21 protein-coding genes are annotated in these 22,486 nt (G+C 51.4%); 4 read left to right on the top strand and 17 right to left on the bottom strand.

Going from position 1 to position 22,486, the window contains the following annotated elements; all coding sequences use genetic code 11:
- Window positions 1-29: 29 nt before the first annotated feature.
- The 14 genes from HC248_RS07835 to ppsA form a co-directional block, all read right to left on the bottom strand.
- Window positions 30-335, bottom strand: a complete 306-nt coding sequence (locus HC248_RS07835) for a DUF1330 domain-containing protein (protein ID WP_168922008.1) — start codon at window positions 333-335, stop codon at window positions 30-32.
- A gap of 49 nt (window positions 336-384) precedes the next feature.
- The gene (locus HC248_RS07830; RefSeq protein ID WP_168922007.1) at window positions 385-780 is read right to left on the bottom strand and encodes a cupin domain-containing protein; all 396 of its coding nucleotides are present in this window, start codon (window positions 778-780) and stop codon (window positions 385-387) included.
- Between the two features lie 108 nt (window positions 781-888).
- Window positions 889-2,406: a malonate--CoA ligase gene (locus HC248_RS07825; protein WP_168922006.1), complete on the bottom strand. Its 1,518-nt coding sequence runs from the start codon at window positions 2,404-2,406 to the stop codon at window positions 889-891.
- A gap of 31 nt (window positions 2,407-2,437) precedes the next feature.
- Window positions 2,438-3,799, bottom strand: coding sequence for a TRAP transporter large permease (locus tag HC248_RS07820; protein ID WP_168922005.1), 1,362 nt, complete (start codon window positions 3,797-3,799; stop codon window positions 2,438-2,440).
- Window positions 3,800-3,822: 23 nt separating this feature from the next.
- Window positions 3,823-4,314 carry a TRAP transporter small permease gene (locus tag HC248_RS07815; RefSeq protein WP_168923741.1) on the bottom strand — a complete coding sequence of 164 codons (492 nt, stop codon included), beginning with the start codon at window positions 4,312-4,314 and terminating at the stop codon, window positions 3,823-3,825.
- A gap of 71 nt (window positions 4,315-4,385) precedes the next feature.
- Window positions 4,386-5,405, bottom strand: a complete 1,020-nt coding sequence (dctP, locus tag HC248_RS07810) for a TRAP transporter substrate-binding protein DctP (protein WP_168922004.1) — start codon at window positions 5,403-5,405, stop codon at window positions 4,386-4,388.
- A 152-nt stretch (window positions 5,406-5,557) separates the two neighbouring features.
- Window positions 5,558-7,018, bottom strand: a complete 1,461-nt coding sequence (locus HC248_RS07805; protein WP_168922003.1) for a malonyl-CoA decarboxylase domain-containing protein — start codon at window positions 7,016-7,018, stop codon at window positions 5,558-5,560.
- Window positions 7,015-7,680 carry a GntR family transcriptional regulator gene (locus tag HC248_RS07800; protein WP_168922002.1) on the bottom strand — a complete coding sequence of 222 codons (666 nt, stop codon included), beginning with the start codon at window positions 7,678-7,680 and terminating at the stop codon, window positions 7,015-7,017. Before HC248_RS07800 ends, HC248_RS07805 begins: the two co-directional genes overlap by 4 nt.
- A gap of 370 nt (window positions 7,681-8,050) precedes the next feature.
- Entirely contained in the window at window positions 8,051-9,463 is a 1,413-nt protein-coding gene (gene dnaB / locus HC248_RS07795; RefSeq protein WP_168922001.1) for a replicative DNA helicase, read from the bottom strand.
- Window positions 9,464-9,658: 195 nt separating this feature from the next.
- On the bottom strand, window positions 9,659-10,111 hold the full coding sequence (gene rplI / locus HC248_RS07790; RefSeq protein WP_168922000.1) for a 50S ribosomal protein L9: 453 nt from the start codon (window positions 10,109-10,111) through the stop codon (window positions 9,659-9,661).
- Between the two features lie 12 nt (window positions 10,112-10,123).
- Window positions 10,124-10,408 (bottom strand): 30S ribosomal protein S18, encoded by a 285-nt coding sequence (rpsR, locus tag HC248_RS07785; protein ID WP_168921999.1) that lies wholly within the window; start codon window positions 10,406-10,408, stop codon window positions 10,124-10,126.
- Window positions 10,409-10,447: 39 nt separating this feature from the next.
- Complete coding sequence (gene priB / locus HC248_RS07780) at window positions 10,448-10,729, bottom strand: primosomal replication protein N (protein WP_168921998.1); 282 nt, start codon at window positions 10,727-10,729, stop codon at window positions 10,448-10,450.
- A 60-nt stretch (window positions 10,730-10,789) separates the two neighbouring features.
- On the bottom strand, window positions 10,790-11,155 hold the full coding sequence (gene rpsF, locus HC248_RS07775) for a 30S ribosomal protein S6 (RefSeq protein WP_168921997.1): 366 nt from the start codon (window positions 11,153-11,155) through the stop codon (window positions 10,790-10,792).
- A 145-nt stretch (window positions 11,156-11,300) separates the two neighbouring features.
- A complete protein-coding gene (gene ppsA / locus HC248_RS07770; protein WP_168923740.1) occupies window positions 11,301-13,721 on the bottom strand; it encodes a phosphoenolpyruvate synthase in 2,421 nt (806 codons plus the stop codon).
- Window positions 13,722-13,979: 258 nt separating this feature from the next.
- Between ppsA and ppsR the strand changes: the two genes are divergently transcribed.
- Window positions 13,980-14,801, top strand: coding sequence for a posphoenolpyruvate synthetase regulatory kinase/phosphorylase PpsR (gene ppsR, locus HC248_RS07765; protein ID WP_168921996.1), 822 nt, complete (start codon window positions 13,980-13,982; stop codon window positions 14,799-14,801).
- 27 nt (window positions 14,802-14,828) lie between these two features.
- Here ppsR and modC read toward each other — a convergent pair whose 3' ends face one another.
- The 3 genes from modC to modA are packed head-to-tail and all read right to left on the bottom strand — an operon-like array spanning window position 14,829 to window position 17,360.
- The gene (gene modC / locus HC248_RS07760; protein WP_168921995.1) at window positions 14,829-15,914 is read right to left on the bottom strand and encodes a molybdenum ABC transporter ATP-binding protein; all 1,086 of its coding nucleotides are present in this window, start codon (window positions 15,912-15,914) and stop codon (window positions 14,829-14,831) included.
- Entirely contained in the window at window positions 15,911-16,591 is a 681-nt protein-coding gene (gene modB / locus HC248_RS07755; protein WP_168921994.1) for a molybdate ABC transporter permease subunit, read from the bottom strand. The genes modC and modB overlap by 4 nt, the downstream gene beginning before the upstream one ends.
- Before the next feature lie 13 nt (window positions 16,592-16,604).
- Window positions 16,605-17,360 (bottom strand): molybdate ABC transporter substrate-binding protein, encoded by a 756-nt coding sequence (gene modA / locus HC248_RS07750; RefSeq protein WP_168921993.1) that lies wholly within the window; start codon window positions 17,358-17,360, stop codon window positions 16,605-16,607.
- 347 nt (window positions 17,361-17,707) lie between these two features.
- On the opposite strand from modA, the gene ahpC reads away from it, so the two are divergent.
- The 3 genes from ahpC to HC248_RS07735 all read left to right on the top strand — a co-directional run bounded on the left by ahpC (window position 17,708) and on the right by HC248_RS07735 (window position 22,486).
- Entirely contained in the window at window positions 17,708-18,280 is a 573-nt protein-coding gene (gene ahpC, locus HC248_RS07745; protein ID WP_168921992.1) for an alkyl hydroperoxide reductase subunit C, read from the top strand.
- A gap of 155 nt (window positions 18,281-18,435) precedes the next feature.
- Entirely contained in the window at window positions 18,436-20,004 is a 1,569-nt protein-coding gene (gene ahpF, locus HC248_RS07740; protein ID WP_168921991.1) for an alkyl hydroperoxide reductase subunit F, read from the top strand.
- A gap of 277 nt (window positions 20,005-20,281) precedes the next feature.
- Window positions 20,282-22,486, top strand: coding sequence for a TonB-dependent receptor (locus tag HC248_RS07735; RefSeq protein ID WP_168921990.1), 2,205 nt, complete (start codon window positions 20,282-20,284; stop codon window positions 22,484-22,486).

Below are 22,486 nucleotides of genomic sequence, written 5' to 3'. Positions count from 1 at the left end.
TAAAAACCAAAGCCTCTAGCGTCAACAGCTTAGCCTGGTTGAGGCCCGTCATAGCCTTCAACAATAACGATATCAGCAATGCCCGCACCCTCTCGAAAGCTGATGGCATGCCGGTATTGCGGGCTGTTCCAGCAATCTATAGCCGCTGCATAGTTGGGGAACTCTATGACTACATTGCGCATTCGCGCTAGGCCTTCAACACTATCTTGACGACCTGAACGGACTAAAAAGCGCGCACCATAAAGCGCAAATGCCTCAGCGTTAGCCAGTGTGTAGGCTTTGTATTTTTCGGCGTCTGTAACATCAACGCGGGCTATCCAATAAGCGTTTGGCATGAACGTCTTTCTTTAAACTAAAACGCTATTGTGAACTTACTTATTAAGTTCAAACCGGCGCGTTAACTGTGTCTACCTGCTCAGTCGCGAAGCCAGCCGGAAGCACTATTTCAAGCATTTCAATGTCTTCGCTGTGGCCTAGTTCACGATGCCGAATACCGGGTGGCTGATGCACGCAAGAGCCGACTTCTAGCCTAACTACGCCTTGACCTTCGTATTCAAAATCTATCCAGCCTTTGAGCACATAAACCAGTTGAAATTCAGTTTTGTGAAAGTGCGGTTGACTTGAAAACTCTTTGCCCGCCGCTGAACGAATCACATGCGCGGCAACCCGGCTCTCGGTTGCCTGCCGAATACCCAGATCACGGTATTCGTAAAACGATCTGAGGCCGCGCTCAAACTTAGCATCAGCGGCGTGTGAGACTACAAAGCCTTTGGTTGTCATGGGCGCAGCTTTCAAGCAATTAGAGATTTATCAACCGGTTTTTTATATGAACTTATTTGCTCGTTGCGCAATTACAAAGCGGCTGCAATTGCAGCCGCTAGCAAAAACTCAACTAAAAAGACCTTTGTACTGTTCACGCAAAACATTCTTTTGTACCTTGCCCATGGTGTTGCGCGGCAAGGCATCTAGAACCACGCAGTGCTTGGGAATTTTAAAATTGGCTAACTGAGATTTAAGCAACGCAACAATGCCAGCTGAATCTAACTGTTGGCCAGGTTTAGCGATAACTACCGCCACACCAACCTCGCCAAAGTCTGGATGCGGCACGCCGACTAAAGCGCTCTCAGCAACTCCGGGCATGTCGTTGATGTAACCCTCAATCTCTGCTGGGTAGACGTTGTAGCCGCCGCTGATGATTAAGTCTTTGCTGCGCCCGACAATGGTGATGTAGCCATCGAGCCCAATTTTGCCAACATCGCCAGTTCTGAAAAAACCGTCAGCCGTGAATTCTTCTTTGGTTTTTTCAGGCATGCGCCAGTAACCTTGAAAAATATTCGGGCCTTTGACCTGAATATTACCGATCTCGTTTGCTGAAAGTGTCGCACCCGCATCATCTTGCACGCGTAAATCTACACCCGGCAAAGCAAAACCAACAGTGCCGCCGCGGCGCTCACCGACATAAGGGTTGGAAGTTAGCATAGCGGTCTCACTCATGCCGTAGCGTTCCAAAATCGTGTGTCCGGTACGGCCCTGCCATTCACCAAAAGTCTCGATCAACAAGGGGGCAGAACCGGCGAGAAATAAACGCATATTGCGGCAAACATCCAGCGTCAAACCCGGCTCAGCTAACAAGCGCACATACAGCGTCGGCACACCCATAAAGACAGTTGCTTCAGGCAGTTTACTCACAACGTATTTTGGATCGAACTTAGCCAACCAAATCATCTTGCTGCCATTGATTAGCGCACCGTGCAAAGCCACGAATAAGCCATGCACGTGGAAAATAGGCAGCGCGTGAATCAAGACATCATTGGGCTGCCAAGCCCAGTAAGTTTTAAGCACTTGTGCATTGCTCAGCATGTTTTGATGCGAGAGCATGGCGCCCTTGCTACGGCCAGTTGTGCCGCTGGTATACAAAATAGCGGCTAAATCATCGGCTTGCACGACGGCAATTTGGTGCTCAGCACTGCAATACGCGGCGCGCTCTAACAAAGAGCCTGTGCGGTCATCACTTAACGTGAACACATGCTCGGTACCGGCGTTAAATGCAATTTTGCTAACCCAGCCAAAATTCGCTGGCGTACAGACCACGACCGAGGGTTCTGCATTACCGATGAAGTATTCAATCTCAGCGCTTTGATAGGCGGTGTTGAGCGGCAAAAAAACATAACCTGCTCTTAACGTTGCCAGATACAAGACCATGGCTTCTACCGATTTTTCGACCTGTACGGCCACTCGCGCACCTGCGGGTAGATTCAAGCTAACCAGCAAATTAGCCATCATGGCGGTGGATCGCTCTATGTCACCCCAGCTGTAGAAAAGATTGTTATCGGTCTCAATCGCAATAGCATCCAGATCGGACGGGAAAGACGCACGCAGTGCTGCGAAAAGATTGTTATTACTCATTCGGAAAAATTCTCCTCAATTAGTGTCTTCATCATGACTTGGGCAAGGCAACGCCCATCACCGCGTCCGGCAAAGCCGTCGCAATACCAGGAAAAATACAGATTAACAAAACCGCAAACAGCATCAGAATCACGAATGGCACAACGCCCCAGATGATGTCTTTAAGCGGTATGTCAGGTGCAATATTTTTAATCACAAAAATATTCAATCCCACAGGCGGATGAATCAAACCCGTCTCCATGACTATGGTCATTAATATGCCAAACCAAATCAAGTCAAAACCAGCGGCTTTGAGCGGTGGCAAAATAATCGGCGCTGTCATCAAAATAATGCTAACCGGTGGCAAGAAAAATCCCAGCAAAATGACCATCACCAAAATCATAGCCAGCAGCACCCAGCGCGACAAATGCAAACCGACCACCCATTCGGCAGTGGACTGACTGATGTGCAAATAACTCATGACATAAGAAAACAAAAGCGACATGCCTATGATGAGCATCAGCATTGACGACTCTTTTAAAGTAGCGCCAAGAATCGGGGCAACATCGCGCGGACGCCATACGCCATAAATCACTGCAATCAGGCCAAGCGCCATCACAGCGCCCAAGCCAGCGGTTTCGCTCGGCGTGGCAAAGCCGCCGTAAAGCGCCACCATCACACCAATCAGTAGCAGCACAAAAGGCACGACGCGCGGCAGCATTTCAAACTTTTCACGGGTGCTAAAAGTCTCTTTTGCTAATAAAGCAGACGCTGCACCGGTACGGTTGAACTCAGCTTCAGCTAGCGCATATTCCTTGCGATAACGCACCACGGCATAAAAAGCGAACAAAGTCACCAACAAAACACCAGGCATGATGCCGGCTAAAAACAATCGACCTAAAGACTGTTCCGCAGCGACTGCATACAAAATCATGGTCACCGATGGCGGCAGCAAGATACCCAAAGTGCCGCCCGCAGCAATAATGCCGGCTGCAAAACCAGGCGAATAACCGCGCTTACGCATCTCTGGAATTCCAGCGCTGCCAATCGCTGAACAGGTGGCAGGGCTGGAACCTGCCATGGCCGCAAACAGCGCGCATGCAAAAACATTGGCAATGCCTAAACCGCCAGGAATGCGGCCCATCCAAACGTGCATGGCTGCATACAAATCTTGGCCGGCTCGGGATCGACCAATCGCAGCACCTTTGAGAATAAAAAGAGGAATTGACAGCAGCGTGATGCTGGCCATTTCCTCATAAACGTTTTGCGTCACCGTATTCAATGCCGAGGCCGGCATGAACAAATACATGAACAAAATAGCAACACTGCCGAGTGCATATGAAATCGGTGCACCCGAGAACATAAACAGCAACGTTGCCGCGCCGAACAGCAAACCTATAGTCATCACAGTCATTACAGTGCTCCGAGAATCAGTTTTTAATTTTTATTGACTGCATTGATGCGCGCGCTGAGCTGCACCAAAAGTTGCAAGCTCAGCAAAGTCATACCGCCAGCCATCAGACCGTAGGGAATGGCCAAGGGTGGAGCCCAAGACGATGAAGTAGTTTGCCCCTCTATTAAGGCTTCGTGGAACAGCGTCCAAGACTTCCAAGAAAAAAAACTGCAAAAAAGTAAACCGATTAAGTCAACAAACAACAAGCGCCAGCGGTTAGCGCCTAACGGCAACCAACCAGCGACAGCGTCTATGCCAACGTGACCGCGCAGTTGCTGCACAAACGATGTGCAAAGAAAAGTCGCGCCGACTAAACAAAATACGGCTGCTTCGTCTTGCCAATCAGTGGAAGCTTGCATCACATAGCGGGAGACCACGCTATACGTCAATACCAAAGAAGCGACCAAAAGCGCAATCATGCCCAGCACCACCATCACGCGGTTAAGCCAAGACAGCAAACGAGCTAAGGGCAGCATCAACTTAGGGGTGTCGGGATCAATAGCGAGCAGTGGAAAACCCGAGCCCTGCACGCTGCTGGCAGCGTCGCTCATATAAGCTTTTGTGCGGCTTTTAGCATGGCGGCGCAGGATTCGTTTTTGTCATTGAAATCTTTCCACGCCGTAACGCGGGCGATGTCTTGCCATTTTTTCAGTGTCGCTTCGTCCATGTCATAGACTTTGGCGCCAGCCTTGGCATACACATCAGCGGCGAGTTTGTCGTCAGCGCGCGCAGCCTCACGGGCAAACACCTCGAGCTCAGCACCTACCGCCATCACGGTATCGCGCTGGGACTTAGGCAACTTATCAAACACTTCTTTAGACATCATCAGTGGCTCAAACATAAACCAATAAGATTTATTACGACCAGTGGTTAAATGCTTTGCGATTTCTTCTAACTTGAAGGAAATAAAACTGGTGCTAGAAGTCATGGCCGCATCCATCGCACCGGTCTGCATAGCGGAATAAATTTCATTCGATGGCAGTGTGATCACGGAAGCACCGGCCTGCTTGAGCATCATGTCCATTTCACGACTGCCGCCGCGCACTTTCAAACCTTTTGCATCATCTGGTTGCAACAAAGGCCGGGTACGGCTGGCTACGCCGCCGGCTTGCCATATCCAGCTAATCACCACAATGCCTTTGTCTTCCAACACCTTGGTCATGAGCTTGCCCACTTCTGCTGTCTTCCAAGCAGCGCCGACTTCATAGCTTGGCACCAAGGCCGGCATCAAACCGATATTGGTTTCTGCCACTTCACCGCCAGCGTAAGACAATGGCACCAAACTCATGTCAAGTGCACCTTTGCGCATTGAAGAGAACTGCGCATTGGTCTTCATTAGAGAAGAACCGGCATAGACAGTGGATTTAAGCGCACCACCGGTGCGTTTTTCTACCTCTTGTGCAAAGCGTCGGCACAGACGGTCACGAAAATCACCGTCAGTAATATTGCCACCTGGAAATTGGTGGGAAATTTTTAGACTGCTATTTTGAGACCAGACTGAACCGGTCGCAGCAGTCAGTGAACCACCGGCAGCGGCGGCGAGAAAATTGCGTCGTGTGAAAGTCATTTTGTCTCCAGTTATATTTAATATGAACACTTACTGAGTGTTCTGAAATTGATACACCCTGCACTTATTACCGGTCTGTGTTGACTCCGAAGTGCTGCTAGCAACTAGCTTTGAAAATTACGGTTTGAAATCTGATCAAGCGCCGCCCAAAACTAAAAATAAAAACCTTCTATTTCACTAGACGCAGGAACTTTACCCTGTGCCAACATGACTCGGTGCTTATCGAGTTTTCGCAAGTCATACAGATAATTGACCATCAAGCCATACGACTGTTTGACGCCCTTAGCCGACGGATCACCCGCCCAATTCAAGCGCTCTATACGCGCACCGTTACCCAAATGAAAACGCGCAACGCTGTCTAACGGTCGGCCATTACCCAGCGCTTGGCCTAGAAAATGCGCAGCGCAGCGCAGCAGCATCAAACGCACGGGAGACTTGTCTGCCAAAGACAAAGGATTTTCCGCCGCGCTTAAAAAATGCCCGGCACCGGGCGGCTCAAAACCAATAGCGCGGCCCAAATTAGCCAATGACTTCTCATCCATCAGCGCCAGCATGGCCGCCGCATTTTTAGTCAGCCAACTTTTAAAACCCGGAATCGGCGAGAGCGTGGAGAAAACCTTTAAGCGCGGAAATTCATCCTTTAATGTGTCAACTACACGCTTAATCAGGGAGTCACCAAAACTCACTCCACGCAAGCCGGGTTGGGTGTTGCTGATAGAGTAAAAAATAGCCGTAGTGGCTTTCTCAAGATCAGCAGCAACCGCAGTTTCATCAAGCAAAGGCGTGATGCAACTGGCTAAGCTATCGATTAATGCGACTTCCACAAAGATTAAGGGCTCCGTCGGCAAACGGGTATGAAAAAAACCATAGCAGCGGCGGTCCGAGTCGAGACGGTTTTTGACATCCGACCAACTCTTGATGTCGTGCACGGCTTCATACTTAATTAATTTTTCAATCAAGGATGCAGGTGAGTCCCAACTGATGCGGCGTAGCTCTAAAAAGCCAACGTCAAACCAAGTCGAGAACATATATTCCATTTCCACATCTAGCGCTTGTAAACGCTTGTCAGTCTTGAGACTGCTCAGCATTTCGGCGCGTAAATCGACTAGAAAACGAATGCCGTCCGGAAAAGCGCTAAAGCGCTGCAACAAGCGACGGCGTGGCGAGACAGTAGCGCGGCGATAGCGAACTTCAGCCACCGCCTCATTACCCTTATCAACATCAGCAGCGTATTGCGCTTGGGCTAATTTTGCTTTTTCCACATCAGCAACAAACTCTTCGCTCATCAGCAACCAAACATCGTGGCGCTCATTGAGCGGTGCTCTGGCGTAGAGTGCGGCAATGCCACTGGCTCGGCGACCGCCTTCTACCTCGCTGACATTGGGATCAATCACCGCCTTGAGTTCAGCCAGCGTGCGCCTAAGTTGGCGTGGTGACAGACCCTCATCTTTTAATCGCAGTGTGGCCTTAAGACGCTCACGCAGGCTGCGCGCAACGTCGGCTACCGGTGCAGCGGAAGTTGTCTTGGCTGCGGCATCTAGAGCAGTTTTTTTGTTTTTCTTATCACTACCCAACAGTGCTACGCTGCGGTTAATCCAATCAGTGGCGCTCATGCTGCAAACTTTCTTTGTTCTCGGGCTATCTCGCGCAGCGCATCACGCTGCCTTGTCAGATGCAAACGCATGGCGGTTTGAGCGCCTTCGCTGTCACGATTTTTAATCGCTTCAAATATGCACATATGTTCTTCAAGACTTTGAGCCAAACGACCATGCGCGCCCAAAGACTGCAGGCGAGAGAGTTTCAGGATTTTTCGTAAATCCGCTATTGACTGGCTTAACCAACGATTCTGAGCAAGAGAAATAATCGCCTCGTGAATCACAAAATTGGTGGCGTAATACTCACTCACACGACCGGCCTTGACATGTTCTAAAAGTTGATCATGCAGCACACCTAGTGCGCTCAAATCAGCATCGTTGGCGTGGCGGGCTGCATCAAAAGCGCAGCGACCTTCAAGCAACGCGATAACGGGGAAGATCTCATCCAAATCTTGTTCCGTGATTTGATTGACGAAGCAACCGCGGCGTGGCTCGTGACGCAACAAACCTTCAGCACTCAGAACTTTAAGCGCCTCGCGCAGCGGCGTACGCGAAATCTGTAACGCATCGCACAGTTGGTTCTCGTCGAGAAAAGTGCCAGGCGCGAGTTGGCCGGAAAAGATCTGCTCACGTAAGTTTTGCGCTACTCGCTGGTGCAAAGGATTAGAACTTGTCTGCATATGATTAAATAGTAACACTACCGTTACACAATTATTTTAGGTAATTACCCGTAATTATGAGATTTAACAACAGCGCCGAAACTCATCTCAAACAAGAAAATATGCAGTGGAGATCGCAAAAAAGCAGACGCGTGCGTATACGCAGTACCCAAGTCTTCATCACGAAAAGACCAGCTACGAGTGAGTAATTATTGAAAAATAGCTATAAAGAACTGCCAATTTAGCAACTTTTTCAATCGCAATAGCCAACAGGGCATGCCATGCCATGCCATGCCACGCCACGCCACGCCACGCCACGCCACGCCACGTTTAGACAAAATTTTCAAGGCGCTCAGAGAACTCCCAGCAATGCCAAAGAATTCTCGACAGTTTAGAAGTCCCCACTGCCCCCGTGCGCCAAACTTTCAAATTTGGTGATGCGGTTTTGAAAAGCTAGCTTGACAGTTCCAGTCGGGCCGTTACGTTGCTTGCTGATGATGACCTCAGCCACACCTGGCTCTTTGCAGGCTTCCTTGGTGTAGTACTCATCACGATAAATAAACATGATGATGTCGGCATCTTGCTCGATCGCGCCAGACTCGCGCAAATCGCTCATCATGGGGCGTTTATCTGGCCTGGACTCGACACCGCGGCTTAGCTGCGAGAGTGCGATCACCGGGCATTGCAATTCTTTGGCCAGCATCTTCAGGCCACGCGAGATCTCGCCCACTGCCGTGGCACGGTTCTCGTCATTCATGCTGCTAGAGACACTCATAAGTTGCAGGTAATCAACAACAATAAGTCCGAGTTTGCCGCACTGGCGAGCCAAGCGTCTGGCGTTCGCTCTGAGCTCGCTGACCGTCAAACCTGGCGTTTCATCAATGTGTAATGAGATGGTGCGGAGCTTTTCAATCGCCTCGGTCAGGCGCGGCCATTCCTCGTCGGTTAATGCGCCGGTGCGTAAATGGGTTTGATCGATTCGACCAATCGAGCCGACGATACGCACGGCTAATTGGGATGCGCCCATCTCCATAGAAAACACCGCCACTGGCAAGCCTTCGTTGAGGGCAACGTGTTCTGCGATGTTAATAGCCAGCGCAGTTTTACCCATGGACGGGCGAGCCGCGAGAATCACCAAGTCGCCAGCTTGAAAGCCAGAAGTCATGCGATCAAGATCGTAAAACCCTGTCGGCACGCCGGTCACGTCGTTGGGGTTTTCGGCCATCTCGGTGACGCGGTCAAGCAAGCTCACGACTAGCGTGTCCATGCTCTGAAAGCCTTGTTTCATGCGCGAGCCTTGCTCGCCAATCTTGAAGATTTTTTGTTCTGCCTCGTCCAGAATCATGGCCACGTCTTTGCCCTGAGGGTTAAAGGCGTTGGTGGCAATCTCGTCGCTGGCGGCAACTAATTTGCGCAGTATGGAGCGCTCCCGCACGATCTCGGCGTAGCGGCGAATATTCGCGGCGCTAGGCACGTATTGGGCAAGCGAATTGAGGTAGCTCAAACCCCCTACTTCTTCGGCCTTGCCTTGATTTTGTAGGTGTTCGTATACCGTGATGATGTCGGCCGGTTTGCTGGCATTGATCAAGTTGGCAATCGCCGAGAAAATCAGCTTGTGCTCGGAGCGATAGAAGTTTTCGTCTTCCAGCAAGTCGCCAACCCTATCCCAAGCGCTGTTGTCAAGTAGCAAGCCGCCCAGCACGCTAGATTCGCCCTCAATAGAGTGCGGCGGTATACGCAGTTGGGCAATTTGTCGGTCCGGGCTGTAGCCGGGAGAATCAAGGTTGGAGAGGACGGCTGACATGGTTTCCTAAAAACTAATCTTAGATAGTACGCTGATACGCACCAAATCCTGTGCATAAGTCTGGGGATAAGCAGTGGAAATCAGCTGTAAAAATAGCTTAAACCTGTGTACCGATTAAAACGACTGCGGATAAAAAAAAGTCCATAAAAAAAGCCGCTCAAAGAGCGGCTTTTTCACGAAAACAGAAAAAACTACTTACGCGGTTTCGCCGTAGACGGTAACGGTGATGTCAACCAACACATCGGTGTGCAGTGAAACGCTCACAGCGTGGTCGCCCACGATTTTCAACGGGCCGTTAGGCATACGAACTTGCGACTTGATCAAGGCAAAACCTTGCTTAGTCAACTCGGTCGAGATGTCTTGATTGGTCACAGAGCCAAACAAACGGCCATCAACGCCGGCCTTTTGGGTCAGCTTGACGGTCATGCCGGCGAGTTTTTCGCCTTGCACTTGCATGGCGGCCAATTTAGCAGCTGCGGCGGCTTCGAGTTCGACACGCTTGGCTTCGAATTCCTTGATGGCGTTCGAAGTAGCGCGGCGTGCACGGCCGAAAGGGATCAGAAAGTTACGTGCGTAACCGTCTTTAACTTTGACGACATCGCCAAGGTTGCCGAGGTTAATAACTTTGTCGAGCAAGATGATTTGCATAAATAGTGCTCCTTACAGGCTACGGTGCTGGTCGCTGTACGGCAACATCGCCAAAAAGCGAGCGCGCTTAACAGCGGTGTTGATTTGGCGCTGGAAGATCGCGCGGGTGCCGGTCAGGCGTGCGGGAATGATCTTGCCATTTTCAGAGACGAAGTCACGCAGTGTGTCTATGTCTTTGTAGTCGATTTCTTCAACGCCAGCGGCGGTGAAACGGCAAAAGCGCTTGCGCTTAAACAGCAATGATTGTGTGTTGCGCTTTGGGCGCTTGTCTTTATTAAAACGTTTTGGTCCGGGCATGATGGACTCCTTAATGAATTTTTGACGGGTATGAGTAAATTACTCAAAAGCCTGAATGTGAAAGACTATGCTTTTGCTGGTGCGCGCATTAATAAGAAAACCGGTGAATTTGAAAAGCTTTCCCAATTCGAGAACTCTTGCCTGTTCGGCGAGAACTCCAAAAGCGACTGCTCTGACTGTCAATTTAACTTGCCGGTTAACCCCAGCTTCCATCATTTCGGACTCATGCTCGATAACAAGATTGAGTACCGGGATTCCGGCTGGCGTGTAACGCAAAGGACTAGCTTCTGCGATACGGGCTGACAAGTTGACATGGTTCACTGTTTTGACTATCTACGGCGCGCAAAGCGCATCGTCAAACAACAAAAAATGCGCTGCAAATTAAGCCGCGTATTCCTGCTGTTGTGTCTTACGGGCTTCTTCGCGCTCGACATTACGCATCATCAGTGAAGGGCCGGTTTCGGCTTTCTTCTTGACCACGGTCAGGTGACGCAAAACTGCATCATTGAATTTGAACGCGTGTTCAATTTCTTCCATCACGGCCTGGCTGGCTTCGATGTTGATACACAGGTAGTGGGCTTTAGCCAGTTTCTGGATCAGGTACACCAATTGACGGCGGCCCCAGTCTTCAACACGGTGCACTTTGCCACCGCCGGCGGTAATCATGCCCTTGTAACGTTCCAGCATGGCTGGGACTTGCTCGCTTTGATCCGGGTGGATCAGCAAGACGATCTCATAATGACGCATAAACTCTCCTTGAGGATGGATATAAAGCTGCCCCAGCGTCGAATTGGGTGCAGCAAGGCAAGCCAATGATTATAGCCGGCTTATTCAGCCAAACTAGAAATGGGCTCAGATTACTGGCGAAACGATCTTCGCCAGTGTGCCGGCCTTAATTGGCCAGCAGTTTCCAGGTATCAATCACGGTGTCCGGATTGAGTGAAATTGAACCAATACCCTGCTCTTTAAGCCAAAGCGCAAAGTCTGGATGATCGCTTGGGCCTTGGCCGCAAATGCCGACGTACTTGCCTTGGCGTTTGCAGGCTTGAATGGCAAGGCTTAACAAAGCTTTTACTGCCGGATCACGTTCATCAAAGTCTTTGGCCAACACTTCCAGACCAGAGTCACGATCCAGACCCAACGTGAGTTGCGTCAAGTCGTTAGAACCTATGGAGAAACCATCAAAGTATTCGAGGAACTCTTCGGCCAGAACCGCATTACTAGGCACTTCACACATCATGATCAGGCGCAAACCGCCCTTGCCATCTGCATCCGCACCATCGCCGCGCGTCAAGCCATGCTGTGCCAGTAACTCGGTCACGGCTTTGGCTTGGCCGAGTGTGCGGACAAACGGGATCATGATCTCTACGTTGGTCAAACCCATGTCGTTGCGCACGCGTTTGAGGGCTTCGCATTCCATCGCAAAAGCTTCACGAAATTCGGTGCTGATGTAGCGCGCTGCACCGCGAAAACCCAGCATTGGATTTTCTTCTTCCGGCTCGTAACGTGAACCACCAATCAGTTTGCGGTATTCGTTGGACTTAAAGTCCGACATACGTACGATGACGGTTTTAGGCCAAAAAGCCGCACCAATAGTGGCAATACCTTCGGCGACTTTGTCGACGTAAAAAGCGCGTGGTGAGGCGTGGCCACGAGCCACGCTTTCAACCGCTTTCTTCAAGTCCGAATCAATCGCTGGGTAGTCCAATATGGCTTTCGGGTGAACGCCGATATTGTTGTTAATGATGAACTCCAGCCGCGCCAAGCCAACGCCTTGGTTAGGAATCTGGCAGAAATCAAAGGCCAGCTGTGGATTGCCCACGTTCATCATGATTTTGATGTCTATTGGCGGCATTTCGCCGCGCTGCACTTCGGTCACTTCAGTCTCAAGCAAGCCGTCATAGATGTTGCCGGTATCGCCTTCGGCGCAGCTCACGGTGACCAGCATGCCATCCTTGAGGGATTCAGTCGCGTTACCGCAGCCGACCACAGCCGGTATACCGAGTTCACGCGCAATGATGGCGGCGTGGCAGGTACGACCGCCGCGGTTAGTCACAATAGCGCTGGCGCGCTTCATGACCGGCTCCCAATTAGGGTCAGTCATATCAGTCACCAACACATCGCCGGGCTGGACCTGGTCCATGTCTTTGATGTCATAGACGATGCGCACTGGACCCGTACCAATTTTCTGACCAATCGCACGGCCTTGGGTTAGCACCGTGCCGGTACCCTTGAGCTTGTAGCGCATCTCGGCCTTGCCTTTGGCTTGGCTTTTGACGGTCTCTGGCCTGGCTTGCAGGATGTAGATCTCGCCATCAATACCGTCTTTGCCCCACTCTATGTCCATAGGACGGGCGTAATGGTTTTCAATGATAAGTGCGTAGCGTGCGAGTTGTTCGACGTCGACGTCGCTGAGCGAGTAACGATTGCGCAATTCAGTCGGCACATCCGTGGTTTTAACCAATTTGCCGCCCGCTTTTTTCTCTTCTGCGGTGGTGAATTCCATTTGCAGCAGTTTGCTGCCCAGATTGCGGCGAATCACAGCGCGTTTACCGGCCCGCAGCATAGGTTTGTGGACATAAAACTCATCCGGGTTAACGGCGCCCTGAACCACAGTCTCACCCAAGCCGTAGCTAGAAGTGATGAAGACCACATCTTCAAAACCGCTTTCAGTGTCAATCGTGAACATCACGCCAGCCGCACCCTTATCACTGCGAACCATACGCTGCACGCCAGCCGACAAAGCCACATCGGAATGTGCAAAGCCTTGGTGGACGCGATAGCTAATAGCGCGATCGTTGTACAGCGAAGCAAAAACTTCCTTCATCTTGTGCAGCACGTCCTCAATACCCACCACGTTCAAGAAGGTTTCTTGTTGACCCGCAAAGGAAGCATCCGGCAAGTCTTCAGCAGTCGCCGATGAGCGCACGGCAAAGCTCGCTTGTGTGTTGTCACCGCTCAAGACTTTAAAGCTCTCGCGCACGGCGGCTTCGAAATCGGCTGGGAAAGGTTGATCTTCAACTAAGGCACGAATCTGAGCGCCGGCAACAGCCAGAGCGCGCACGTCTTCGGTGTCAAGTGCATCGAGCACTGCGTTGATTTTTTTATCCAAGCCGGCATGGGCTAAAAAGACGCGAAAAGCATGGGCAGTGGTGGCAAAGCCGGTCGGCACGCGCACACCGTCTGGGCCGGTAGGCAGTTGCGAGATCATTTCGCCGAGACTGGCGTTTTTTCCGCCGACTGAATCGACGTCATTCATTCTTAAGTTCTCGAATGCAACGACCAAATCGGTCGCTCCAAACAGGCTTGACACATGGGACATGAAAATACTCCGGGAGGTTTAAAAAGCGGTAGCTCTCAACGTCAGGCGAACGGGCATGTTGTTATTTTTGTACTTGTGGCTGTCGACTAGACGTGAAGAAAAATAAGGTATTGATTTGTGGCTTTGGGCTGGCTGGCTAAGCTGCTGGCGAAGTCCGCAAAATTGATCGATTGTAGAGTCCAGCAGACTAGACTCAGCAAAGCGCTATATTTTGCCAAAATTAATTTGAGTTTCACCAAAGATCTACCTATGTCCCAACGCACCGTATTTTTTGTATCCGATGGCACTGGCATTACTGCCGAGACTTTTGGCAACGCCATCATGGCTCAGTTTGAGATCAAGGCCCGCTACATCAGGCTGCCGTTTGTTGACAGCGTAGACAAAGCGCATCAAGCCGTACGCCAGATTAATCACACCGCAGAAATCGAAGGCCGACGGCCTATCGTTTTCACCACCGTGGTCAATATGGACATATTGGCTGTTATTAAGACCCATTGCACCGGCATGTTGCTAGACATGTTTGGTACCTTTGTCGCGCCACTAGAAGAAGAGCTGGGCAGCAAATCCAACCACCGAGTTGGCCGCTTTTCGGACGCCTCTAAAAGCAAGGAATACGACGAGCGCATAGAAGCGATTAATTTCTCTCTGGCCCATGACGACGGCCAAAGCCACCGTGACTTGCAGGGCTCGGACGTGATTTTGGTGGGCGTGAGTCGCAGCGGCAAAACCCCGACGTCGCTTTACTTAGCCATGCAGCACGGCCTAAAAGCGTCTAACTACCCTTTGATTCCAGAAGACTTTGACCGCCATCAGCTGCCGCCTGCGCTGGTACCGCACCGCAAGAAAATCTTTGGTCTAACTATCTCGCCGGAACGCTTGGCGCAAATACGCAATGAGCGCAGGCCCAATTCGGTCTACGCCAGCTTGGCGAATTGCCGCAATGAAATCCACGAGGCCGAAGCCATGATGCGCAGAGAAGGCATACGCTGGCTGTCAACCACCAGCAAGTCCATAGAAGAAATCGCCACCACGATACTGCAAGAAATTCGGCCAGAACGACTGGATTACTGAGCCAAAGCTCAAGCTCAAGCTCAAGCGTTAATCGAGCACCGCTACACCCTTGACTTGAGCAAACACCGCGCTGCCGACTTGCAGACCCAGCGCTTCTGCCGATTTGAGCGTGATGCGCGCAAGCAAAGCACTGGTACCCGCGTTCAGTCCCACCATGAGTTGGCCCGGGCTATCCGGCGAGATCGCGCTTACCGTAGCAGCAAAAATATTTTGCACGCTTGTGCCCTGCTGGCGTGTCAAGGTCAGGCTGACATCTCTGGCCTGAATCCTGACCCTGACCCGCTGGCCTAGCTGCAACTGTGGCTTAAGTAAACTAATCCTGCCGCCTGAGAAATCGGCATAGCAGAGGTGATATGCCGGCTCTATGCTGCTGACCACGGCCTCAATCACGGCAGCAGCTGCATCGCCATGGGCGAGTGACAAATCAAGCCGGGTCATGAGTTCACGCGTCAGTCCAGAGGCCACTACCCGGCCGCCTTCGAGCAAAACCAAATGATCAGCCAAGCGCGCAATCTCATCGAGGGCGTGACTCACATAGAGCATAGGGATTTCTAATTCCGACTGAAGCCGCTCCAAGTAAGGCAGTATTTCAGCCTTGCGCGCCGTATCCAAGGAGGCCAAGGGCTCGTCAAGCAGCAGTAACTCAGGGCTGCCGGCCAAAGCCCGGGCGATGCCGACCCGCTGGCGTTCACCACCCGACAAACCAGTCGGGGGGCGCTTGAGCAGCGGCTCCAAACCCAACAACTCAATCGCCTGCGTCAGTGCAATGCGGCGCTTTGCCGGCGGCACGCGTTTTAAAGCGAAATCAAGATTTCCCTGCACATCTAAATGCGCAAACAAACTCGCTTCTTGAAAAACAAAACCCAAGGCTCGTCGGTAGACCGGTACAAACAGCCCCGAGCGGTCATCCTGCCAAGCCACGCCATTGACCACAATCGAGGCTTGGTGCGCCCGCTCAAGTCCAGCAATACAGCGCAGCAAACTGGTTTTTCCAGAACCAGAAGGGCCGTAAATGGCGCTCACACCACGACCCGGAAGGCTGAGTGCAACTTGTAGAGAAAAGCCTGCGTAATCGTGCTGCAGCTCAACATCGATCGATGCAGCCGTACTCATTTGACAGCCTTGCGCCGCGAAGGCTCAAGTGCATACAACCCTAGCAGCGTCAAGAAAGAAAACACCAACAAGCCTCCCGCTAACCAATGCGCTTGGTTGTACTCAAGCGCTTCAACATGGTCGTAAATTTGCACCGACAAGACACGCGTTTGGCCCGGAATATTGCCGCCCAGCATTAAGACAATGCCGAATTCGCCCACCGTGTGGGCAAACCCCATCACAGCAGCGCTCAAGTAAGCTGGACGACATAAGGGCAACACTACGCTGAAAAAAGTATCCAGAGGCGAGGCTCGCAAGGTAGCGGCCGCCTCTAACGGCCTATCACCCAAGGCCTGAAAAGCGTTTTGCAAGGGCTGGACCACGAATGGCAAAGAGTAAAAAACTGAACCCAAGAGCAAGCCAGAAAAGGTAAAGGGCAGCAAACCCCAGCCCATGAAAAGCGTGAATTTACCCAAAGGGCCAGCCGGGCCGAGTAACACCAGCAGGTAAAAACCCAGCACCACCGGCGGCAACACCAGCGGCAGCGCGACCAGCGCAGCGGCAAATGACTTGAACCGCGAACGGGTGCGAGCCAACCACCAAGCCAGCGGTGTGCCCAACACCAGCAATATGGCAGTAGTGCTGGCTGCAAGTTTGATTGTCAAGGTTATGGCATCTAGGCCAGCCGCATCTAGCATGGAAACGACTCAATCACTGGTAACCAAACGACAGCATCACGGCCTTGGCCGGTGCGCTTTTAAGGTAGCTTAAAAACTCAGCCGCAGCGCGACTGTCTTTGGCGCGTGTCAACAAAGCTGCTTCTTGAACAATGGGCTTATGCAGCTTGCTCGGCACTGTCCAAGCAGAGCCACTTTTGAACTTACCGTCTTGAAAAACCTGAGACATGGCGACAAAGCCCAACTCAGCATTGCCGCTAACGACAAAACTGTAGGCCTGGCCAATGCTTTCGCCCTGAACCAGCCGTGCTTGCAGGCTATTGATCAGACCTAAGCCTTGCATAGTCTGTATCGCAGCGGCGCCGTAGGGCGCGAGTTTGGGGGCTGCAATCGCCAAATGTCTGAAGCTTTGGCTTTTGAGTACCGCACCAGTGCCATCCACCAGACCGGGCTGAGCCGACCACAACACCAAACGCCCCGTGGCATAAATAAAACGGCTACCAGCCACGGCCAAGCCGTCATTCTCAAGCCGCAAAGTTGTCGTGTTATCGGCTGAAAGAAAAACATCGAAAGGGGCGCCATTGCGGATTTGTGCGTAAAACTTACCCGTAGAGCCATACGACAAGCGCAGCTTGTGACCGCTATCAGCCTCAAAACCTTGGGCAATAAGGCGCATGGGCGCGGTGAAGTTAGCCGCAACAGCGACGCCAAGCTCATCAGCAAAAGCGGGCGTGAAAGCCAGCATGCCGCTAATTAAGGCAGTCAAGCAAGTTAGCAAGGTCTTTTTCATGCAGTGGCTTTCATCGGGTATGTCTATTGTATTGGCGCTCAGCATGCTAAGCCCTAACCAAGCCCAGGCAAAAGACCGCTTACGCGCTAGCACTAGCCTCGACTTTATAGAGTTGCTCACAACAATAAGTAGTACTAAATAACTTATATGCTGAGGAAGCACCGCTCAGATATTAGGCAATTATCTCATTAGCATATCTTCAGATAGTTTAAATCTATCACTCAAATAAACTCAATTTATTGGATTGACATGGTAGTTACCCTTATAGTATCGCCTTGCTTAAAGACTTGACGTAACTAATCAAGCTAGCGATCCACGAAATTACAGCAACTTCAGAAAGAACAAAAATGTCTTTAATCAATAAACAAATCATCCCATTCAAAGCTTCCGCCTACCACAACGGTAAGTTCGTTCCCGTTAGCGAAGCCAATTTCATCGGCAAATGGTCGGTCGTCATGTTCTACCCAGCTGACTTCACTTTTGTCTGCCCAACCGAACTCGGCGATATGGCCGATAACTACGCAGAGTTCCAAAAACTCGGCGTTGAAGTCTATAGCGTCTCTACCGACACCCATTTCACACACAAAGCTTGGCACGATTCTTCGGACACCATCGCCAAAGTAACTTACCCAATGATTGGCGACCCAAGCCACCAGTTGGCGCGTTTCTTTGACGTGCTGATCACCGAAGGCGACGACGAAGGTCTGGCATTGCGCGGTACCTTTGTGATCGATCCAGAAGGTCGTATCAAGACCATCGAAGTGCACGACAACGGTATTGGCCGTGATGCCAGCGAAACCATGCGCCGCGTCAAAGCTGCCCAATACGTGGCTGCTCACCCTAACGAAGCTTGCCCAGCCAAGTGGAATGAAGGCGAAGCGACGCTCAAGCCATCGTTTGACCTGGTCGGCAAAATCTAAGTCTTTTTAAATAAAGCGTAATCCTGCCCTAGCGCTAGTCGCCGAGGCTTGCAGAGCCGGGTGCACTTGGCTCTCGCTTCTCAAATGTTTGAGAGGTGATCAGCCAGCACCCGGCTTTTCTGTTTCTCCCCTACAAATAAAAAAAGTGAGTTCCCATGCTTGACGCAGCCTCAAAATCCCAGCTAAAGACCTATCTCGAACGCGTTAGCCAGCCGATTGAAATCGTTGCCTCGCTCGACGACAGCAAAGCCTCGGGCGAGCTGCGGTCATTGCTCAAGGACATCACCGATTCATCCGCTTTGGTCACTGTGACAGAGAGCCGCGATGACAATCAGCGCAAACCCTCTTTTTCCATCAACCGCCCGAGTGAAAACCACGGCCCACGCTTTGCTGGCTTGCCCATGGGCCATGAGTTCACCTCATTGGTATTGGCCTTGCTACAAGTTGGCGGCTACCCACCCAAAGTTGATCCGGAAATCCTGACCCAAATTCGTGAACTCGACGGTGATTTTGATTTTGAAATCTATATTTCTCTGAGCTGCCACAACTGCCCTGACGTGGTTCAGGCACTCAATTTGATGGCGATACAAAACCCACGTATTCGCACCACCATGATTGAAGGCGGCACGTTCCAAAAAGAAGTCAAAGAACGCCAAGTCATGTCCGTACCGACGGTTTTTCTTAACGGCACAGAATTCGGCCAAGGCCGTATGAGCTTGGAAGAAATTATCGCCAAGATAGACACCAGTGGCGTTGAACGGGAAGCGAAAAAAATCACTGCTAAAGAAGCTTTTGACGTACTCATCGTTGGCGGTGGCCCGGCTGGTGCTGCAGCTGCCGTTTACGCGGCGCGAAAAGGTATTCGTACCGGTATTGCATCCGAGCGTTTTGGTGGTCAAGTGCTGGACACTTTGGGCATTGAAAACTTCATCTCAATTAAAGAAACCGAAGGCCCGAAATTTGCCATAGCACTTGAAGAACACGTCCGCAGCTATGACGTAGACATCATGAACTTGCAACGCGCCAAGAGCTTGGTGGCCAACAGCGGCCCAAATAATGACTTGATAGAAATTCATCTCGAAAGTGGCGCTACGCTTAAAAGCCGTTCGGTGGTGATTTCTACCGGCGCGCGCTGGAGAAACATCAACGTTCCCGGCGAAGCGGAATTTAAAAACAAGGGCGTCGCTTACTGCCCGCATTGCGACGGTCCTTTGTTCAAAGGCAAGCGTGTTGCGGTAATTGGCGGTGGTAACTCGGGTGTTGAAGCGGCGATTGATTTAGCTGGTTTGGTCGGCCATGTGCACTTGGTCGAGTTCGACACGGTATTGCGCGCCGATGAAGTGTTGCAGCGCAAACTAAGAAGTTTGAAAAACGTCACCATACACACGAACGCTCAAACCACTGAGATCGCCGGCGACAGCAAGGTCAACGCTTTAATCTACAAAAACCGGGCGAATGACGACATTCATACGCTTGAGCTCGAAGGCGTTTTTATTCAGATTGGCCTGATTCCCAATACCGATTGGCTTAAAGGCACGGTGGAGTTGTCTAAACACGGCGAGATTATTGTCGACGCCAAAGGCCAGACTTCAATTCCTGGCGTGTTTGCTGCCGGTGATGCGACTACCGTTCCATTTAAGCAAATTATTATTGCGGCCGGCGATGGCGCAAAAGCAGCGTTAGGCGCATTCGATCATTTGATTCGATCGGCAGTACCAGCATAAATTTTTCTGCGAATCCCAAAAAAACCCGATTTAAAAATCGGGTTTTTTGCTTTGTAGGGCACATATCTTGTATTTATTTTTATCTTACAGATAAGAATTATTCTTATCTGATGTAGACTAGTAACAAAATAAAACAGCCAGCCAACTCCGCCTCCGCCAGCCCCGGTCAGACCCCAGTCAGAGCCGGTGCAATGCATGATGTTTCAGAGCATAGCCAAGCCAAACCCTGAAACATCCGTCTACAGCCGAAACGGCTAGACACTGCTTGGAGGCCATCATGGCTCACACTCAACACAGCGCATCGCGCGCCAAAAAAATCCATTCATCCGCCCGCCCAACTGCGGTCAGCAAAGCACTACTGCCACTAGGCGCAATGCTGCTGCTGAGCTCGACTGCCAATTGGGCGCAAACCGACAGCAGTAACACCACGCTGGCACCAGTCACCGTCAACGGTCAACGTGATACGACTTTAGGCAGCTACCAAAGTGGTCTAACTACTGTCGGCAAAACCTCATTAGCGGCCAAAGATATTCCTCAGTCTCTGACCATAGTTAACGACAAACTGATTCACGATCAAGGCCGGGACAGCCTCAAAGCGGCGCTAGAAAACGTGGTGGGCATCAGCTTTGAAGCGGGTGAAGGAGGTAGGGTCGGTGACAACATACGCCTGCGCGGCTTTAGTGCCGCCGGCGATATTTACCTAGACGGTATGCGCGACATTGCCCAATACAACCGCGATATTTTTAATACCGAGCGCGTCGAAGTGCTACGCGGCGCGGCCTCCATGTTGTTCGGCCGGGGTTCGACCGGCGGCATCATCAACCAAGTCAGCAAGCAGCCCAGCATGCAAACGGCTCAAGAAATCAACACCACTATAGGCACTGATAACTACCGTCGGATAGAAGGCGACTTCAATATTAAGACTGGCGACGATGCCGCGCTGCGTTTAAATCTCATGGCCACAGATGGCGATGGCCGGGGCGACAATGCTGGCGCGAGTACGCACAGACGCGGCTTAGCGCTTGATTACCGCTGGGGCGTGGGCAGTGCTGACGAATTTCAAGTCAGCTTTTATCATCTCAACTACAACGACAAACCTGACTGGGGTTTTGGCTGGCTCAATAGCCGCCCTGCACCCTCGCCGGTGAATCGCTATTGGTACGGATTGGACAGCGACTTCCAAAACGACAGCGCCGACGTACTCACGCTCAAACACACACACCGCTGGAGTGATGGCAGCCAGCTAACTTCTTCAGTCAGAGAAGGTAAATACACGCGTGCCATGTGGGCCACGCAGTCGAGCTTTGCCACTGGCACCAGCATCAGCAATCTAAACGCCAACACGCAGGTCAATCGGCGTACCAATGCCAAGGCGGGCGAAGAACGGCACAGTTTTTTCCAGAGCGACTACAACACCAGCGCTAATGTTTTTGGTCTAAAGCACAGCTTTTTAGTCGGTGGTGAATATGCTATTGAAAACGCCAGCCGCTCCACTTACCCAAATTTACTTTCCGCCAAACCCAGTACCAGCGTCGGCAACCCCGACAGCACCGGTATTGGCGGCAATCTGACGGAACGTGTGGCCACCCAATTCAAGGCCACGACTTTGGGCCTGTACCTTCAAGACACGATTTCCCTAAATCAGGAGTGGCGCCTGATAGGCGGTCTGCGCATGGACCAAATCAAAGGCGACTACGACCGCAGCGGCAGCGCCGCACCCAACAACACAGCCTTATCGCGTTCGGACAATCTGCTGAGCAAACGCCTTGGCTTGATGTATCAACCGACACAAGAAGTTAGTTACTACGTCGCCTACGGAACATCTTTTAATACATCGGGCGACCTCTACCAATTCGACCCACAATCGGCCAACACGCCACCAGAGAGTAGTCGTAACCTTGAAGTAGGTGCTAAATATGAGCTTTATGAGGGCGACTTGTCGCTGCGTTGGGCTTTGGCTCGCACTGACAAATACAACGAACGCAATACCGACATAGACACGGCTAGCAACTCTTATTTGCTATCCGGCAGACGCCACACCGATGCGCTCGAATTCGAAGTCGCCGGACGCATCACGCCAGAGTGGGAAATTTTTGCCGGTTTGGGCTTTTTACGTGCTGTCATAGACCAGTCCGGCTCCAACCCAGCCGGACAGCTCGAAGTCGGACAAAACCCCGGCCTCTCGCCTAGCCATCAAGCCAATCTCTTTAGCACCTACCGCATCAATGAGCGTTGGAGAATTGGTGGCGGCATGACGGCGGTCAGCACCAACAAGCCGGCCAATAGCGTGAGTAGCCAGAACCGAGCGCAAGGTTATGTCAAGGTCGATGCCTTGCTTGAATACAAAGTCAACCCCAGCAACAGCGTCAAATTCAATCTCGACAATATGTTCGACAAGGTCTACTACAACACGCTGTACCGAGGTTTCGCAGCCCCCGGCACAGCACGCAGCTTGCATGTCACACTAAGCACTAAATTCTAG

Origin of the sequence: Polaromonas vacuolata, assembly GCF_012584515.1 — a bacterium.
GTDB classification, from domain to species: Bacteria; Pseudomonadota; Gammaproteobacteria; order Burkholderiales; family Burkholderiaceae_C; genus Polaromonas; species Polaromonas vacuolata.
Note: the sequence above shows the minus strand (reverse complement) of the source record. Positions and strands in the feature narration are given on the sequence as shown.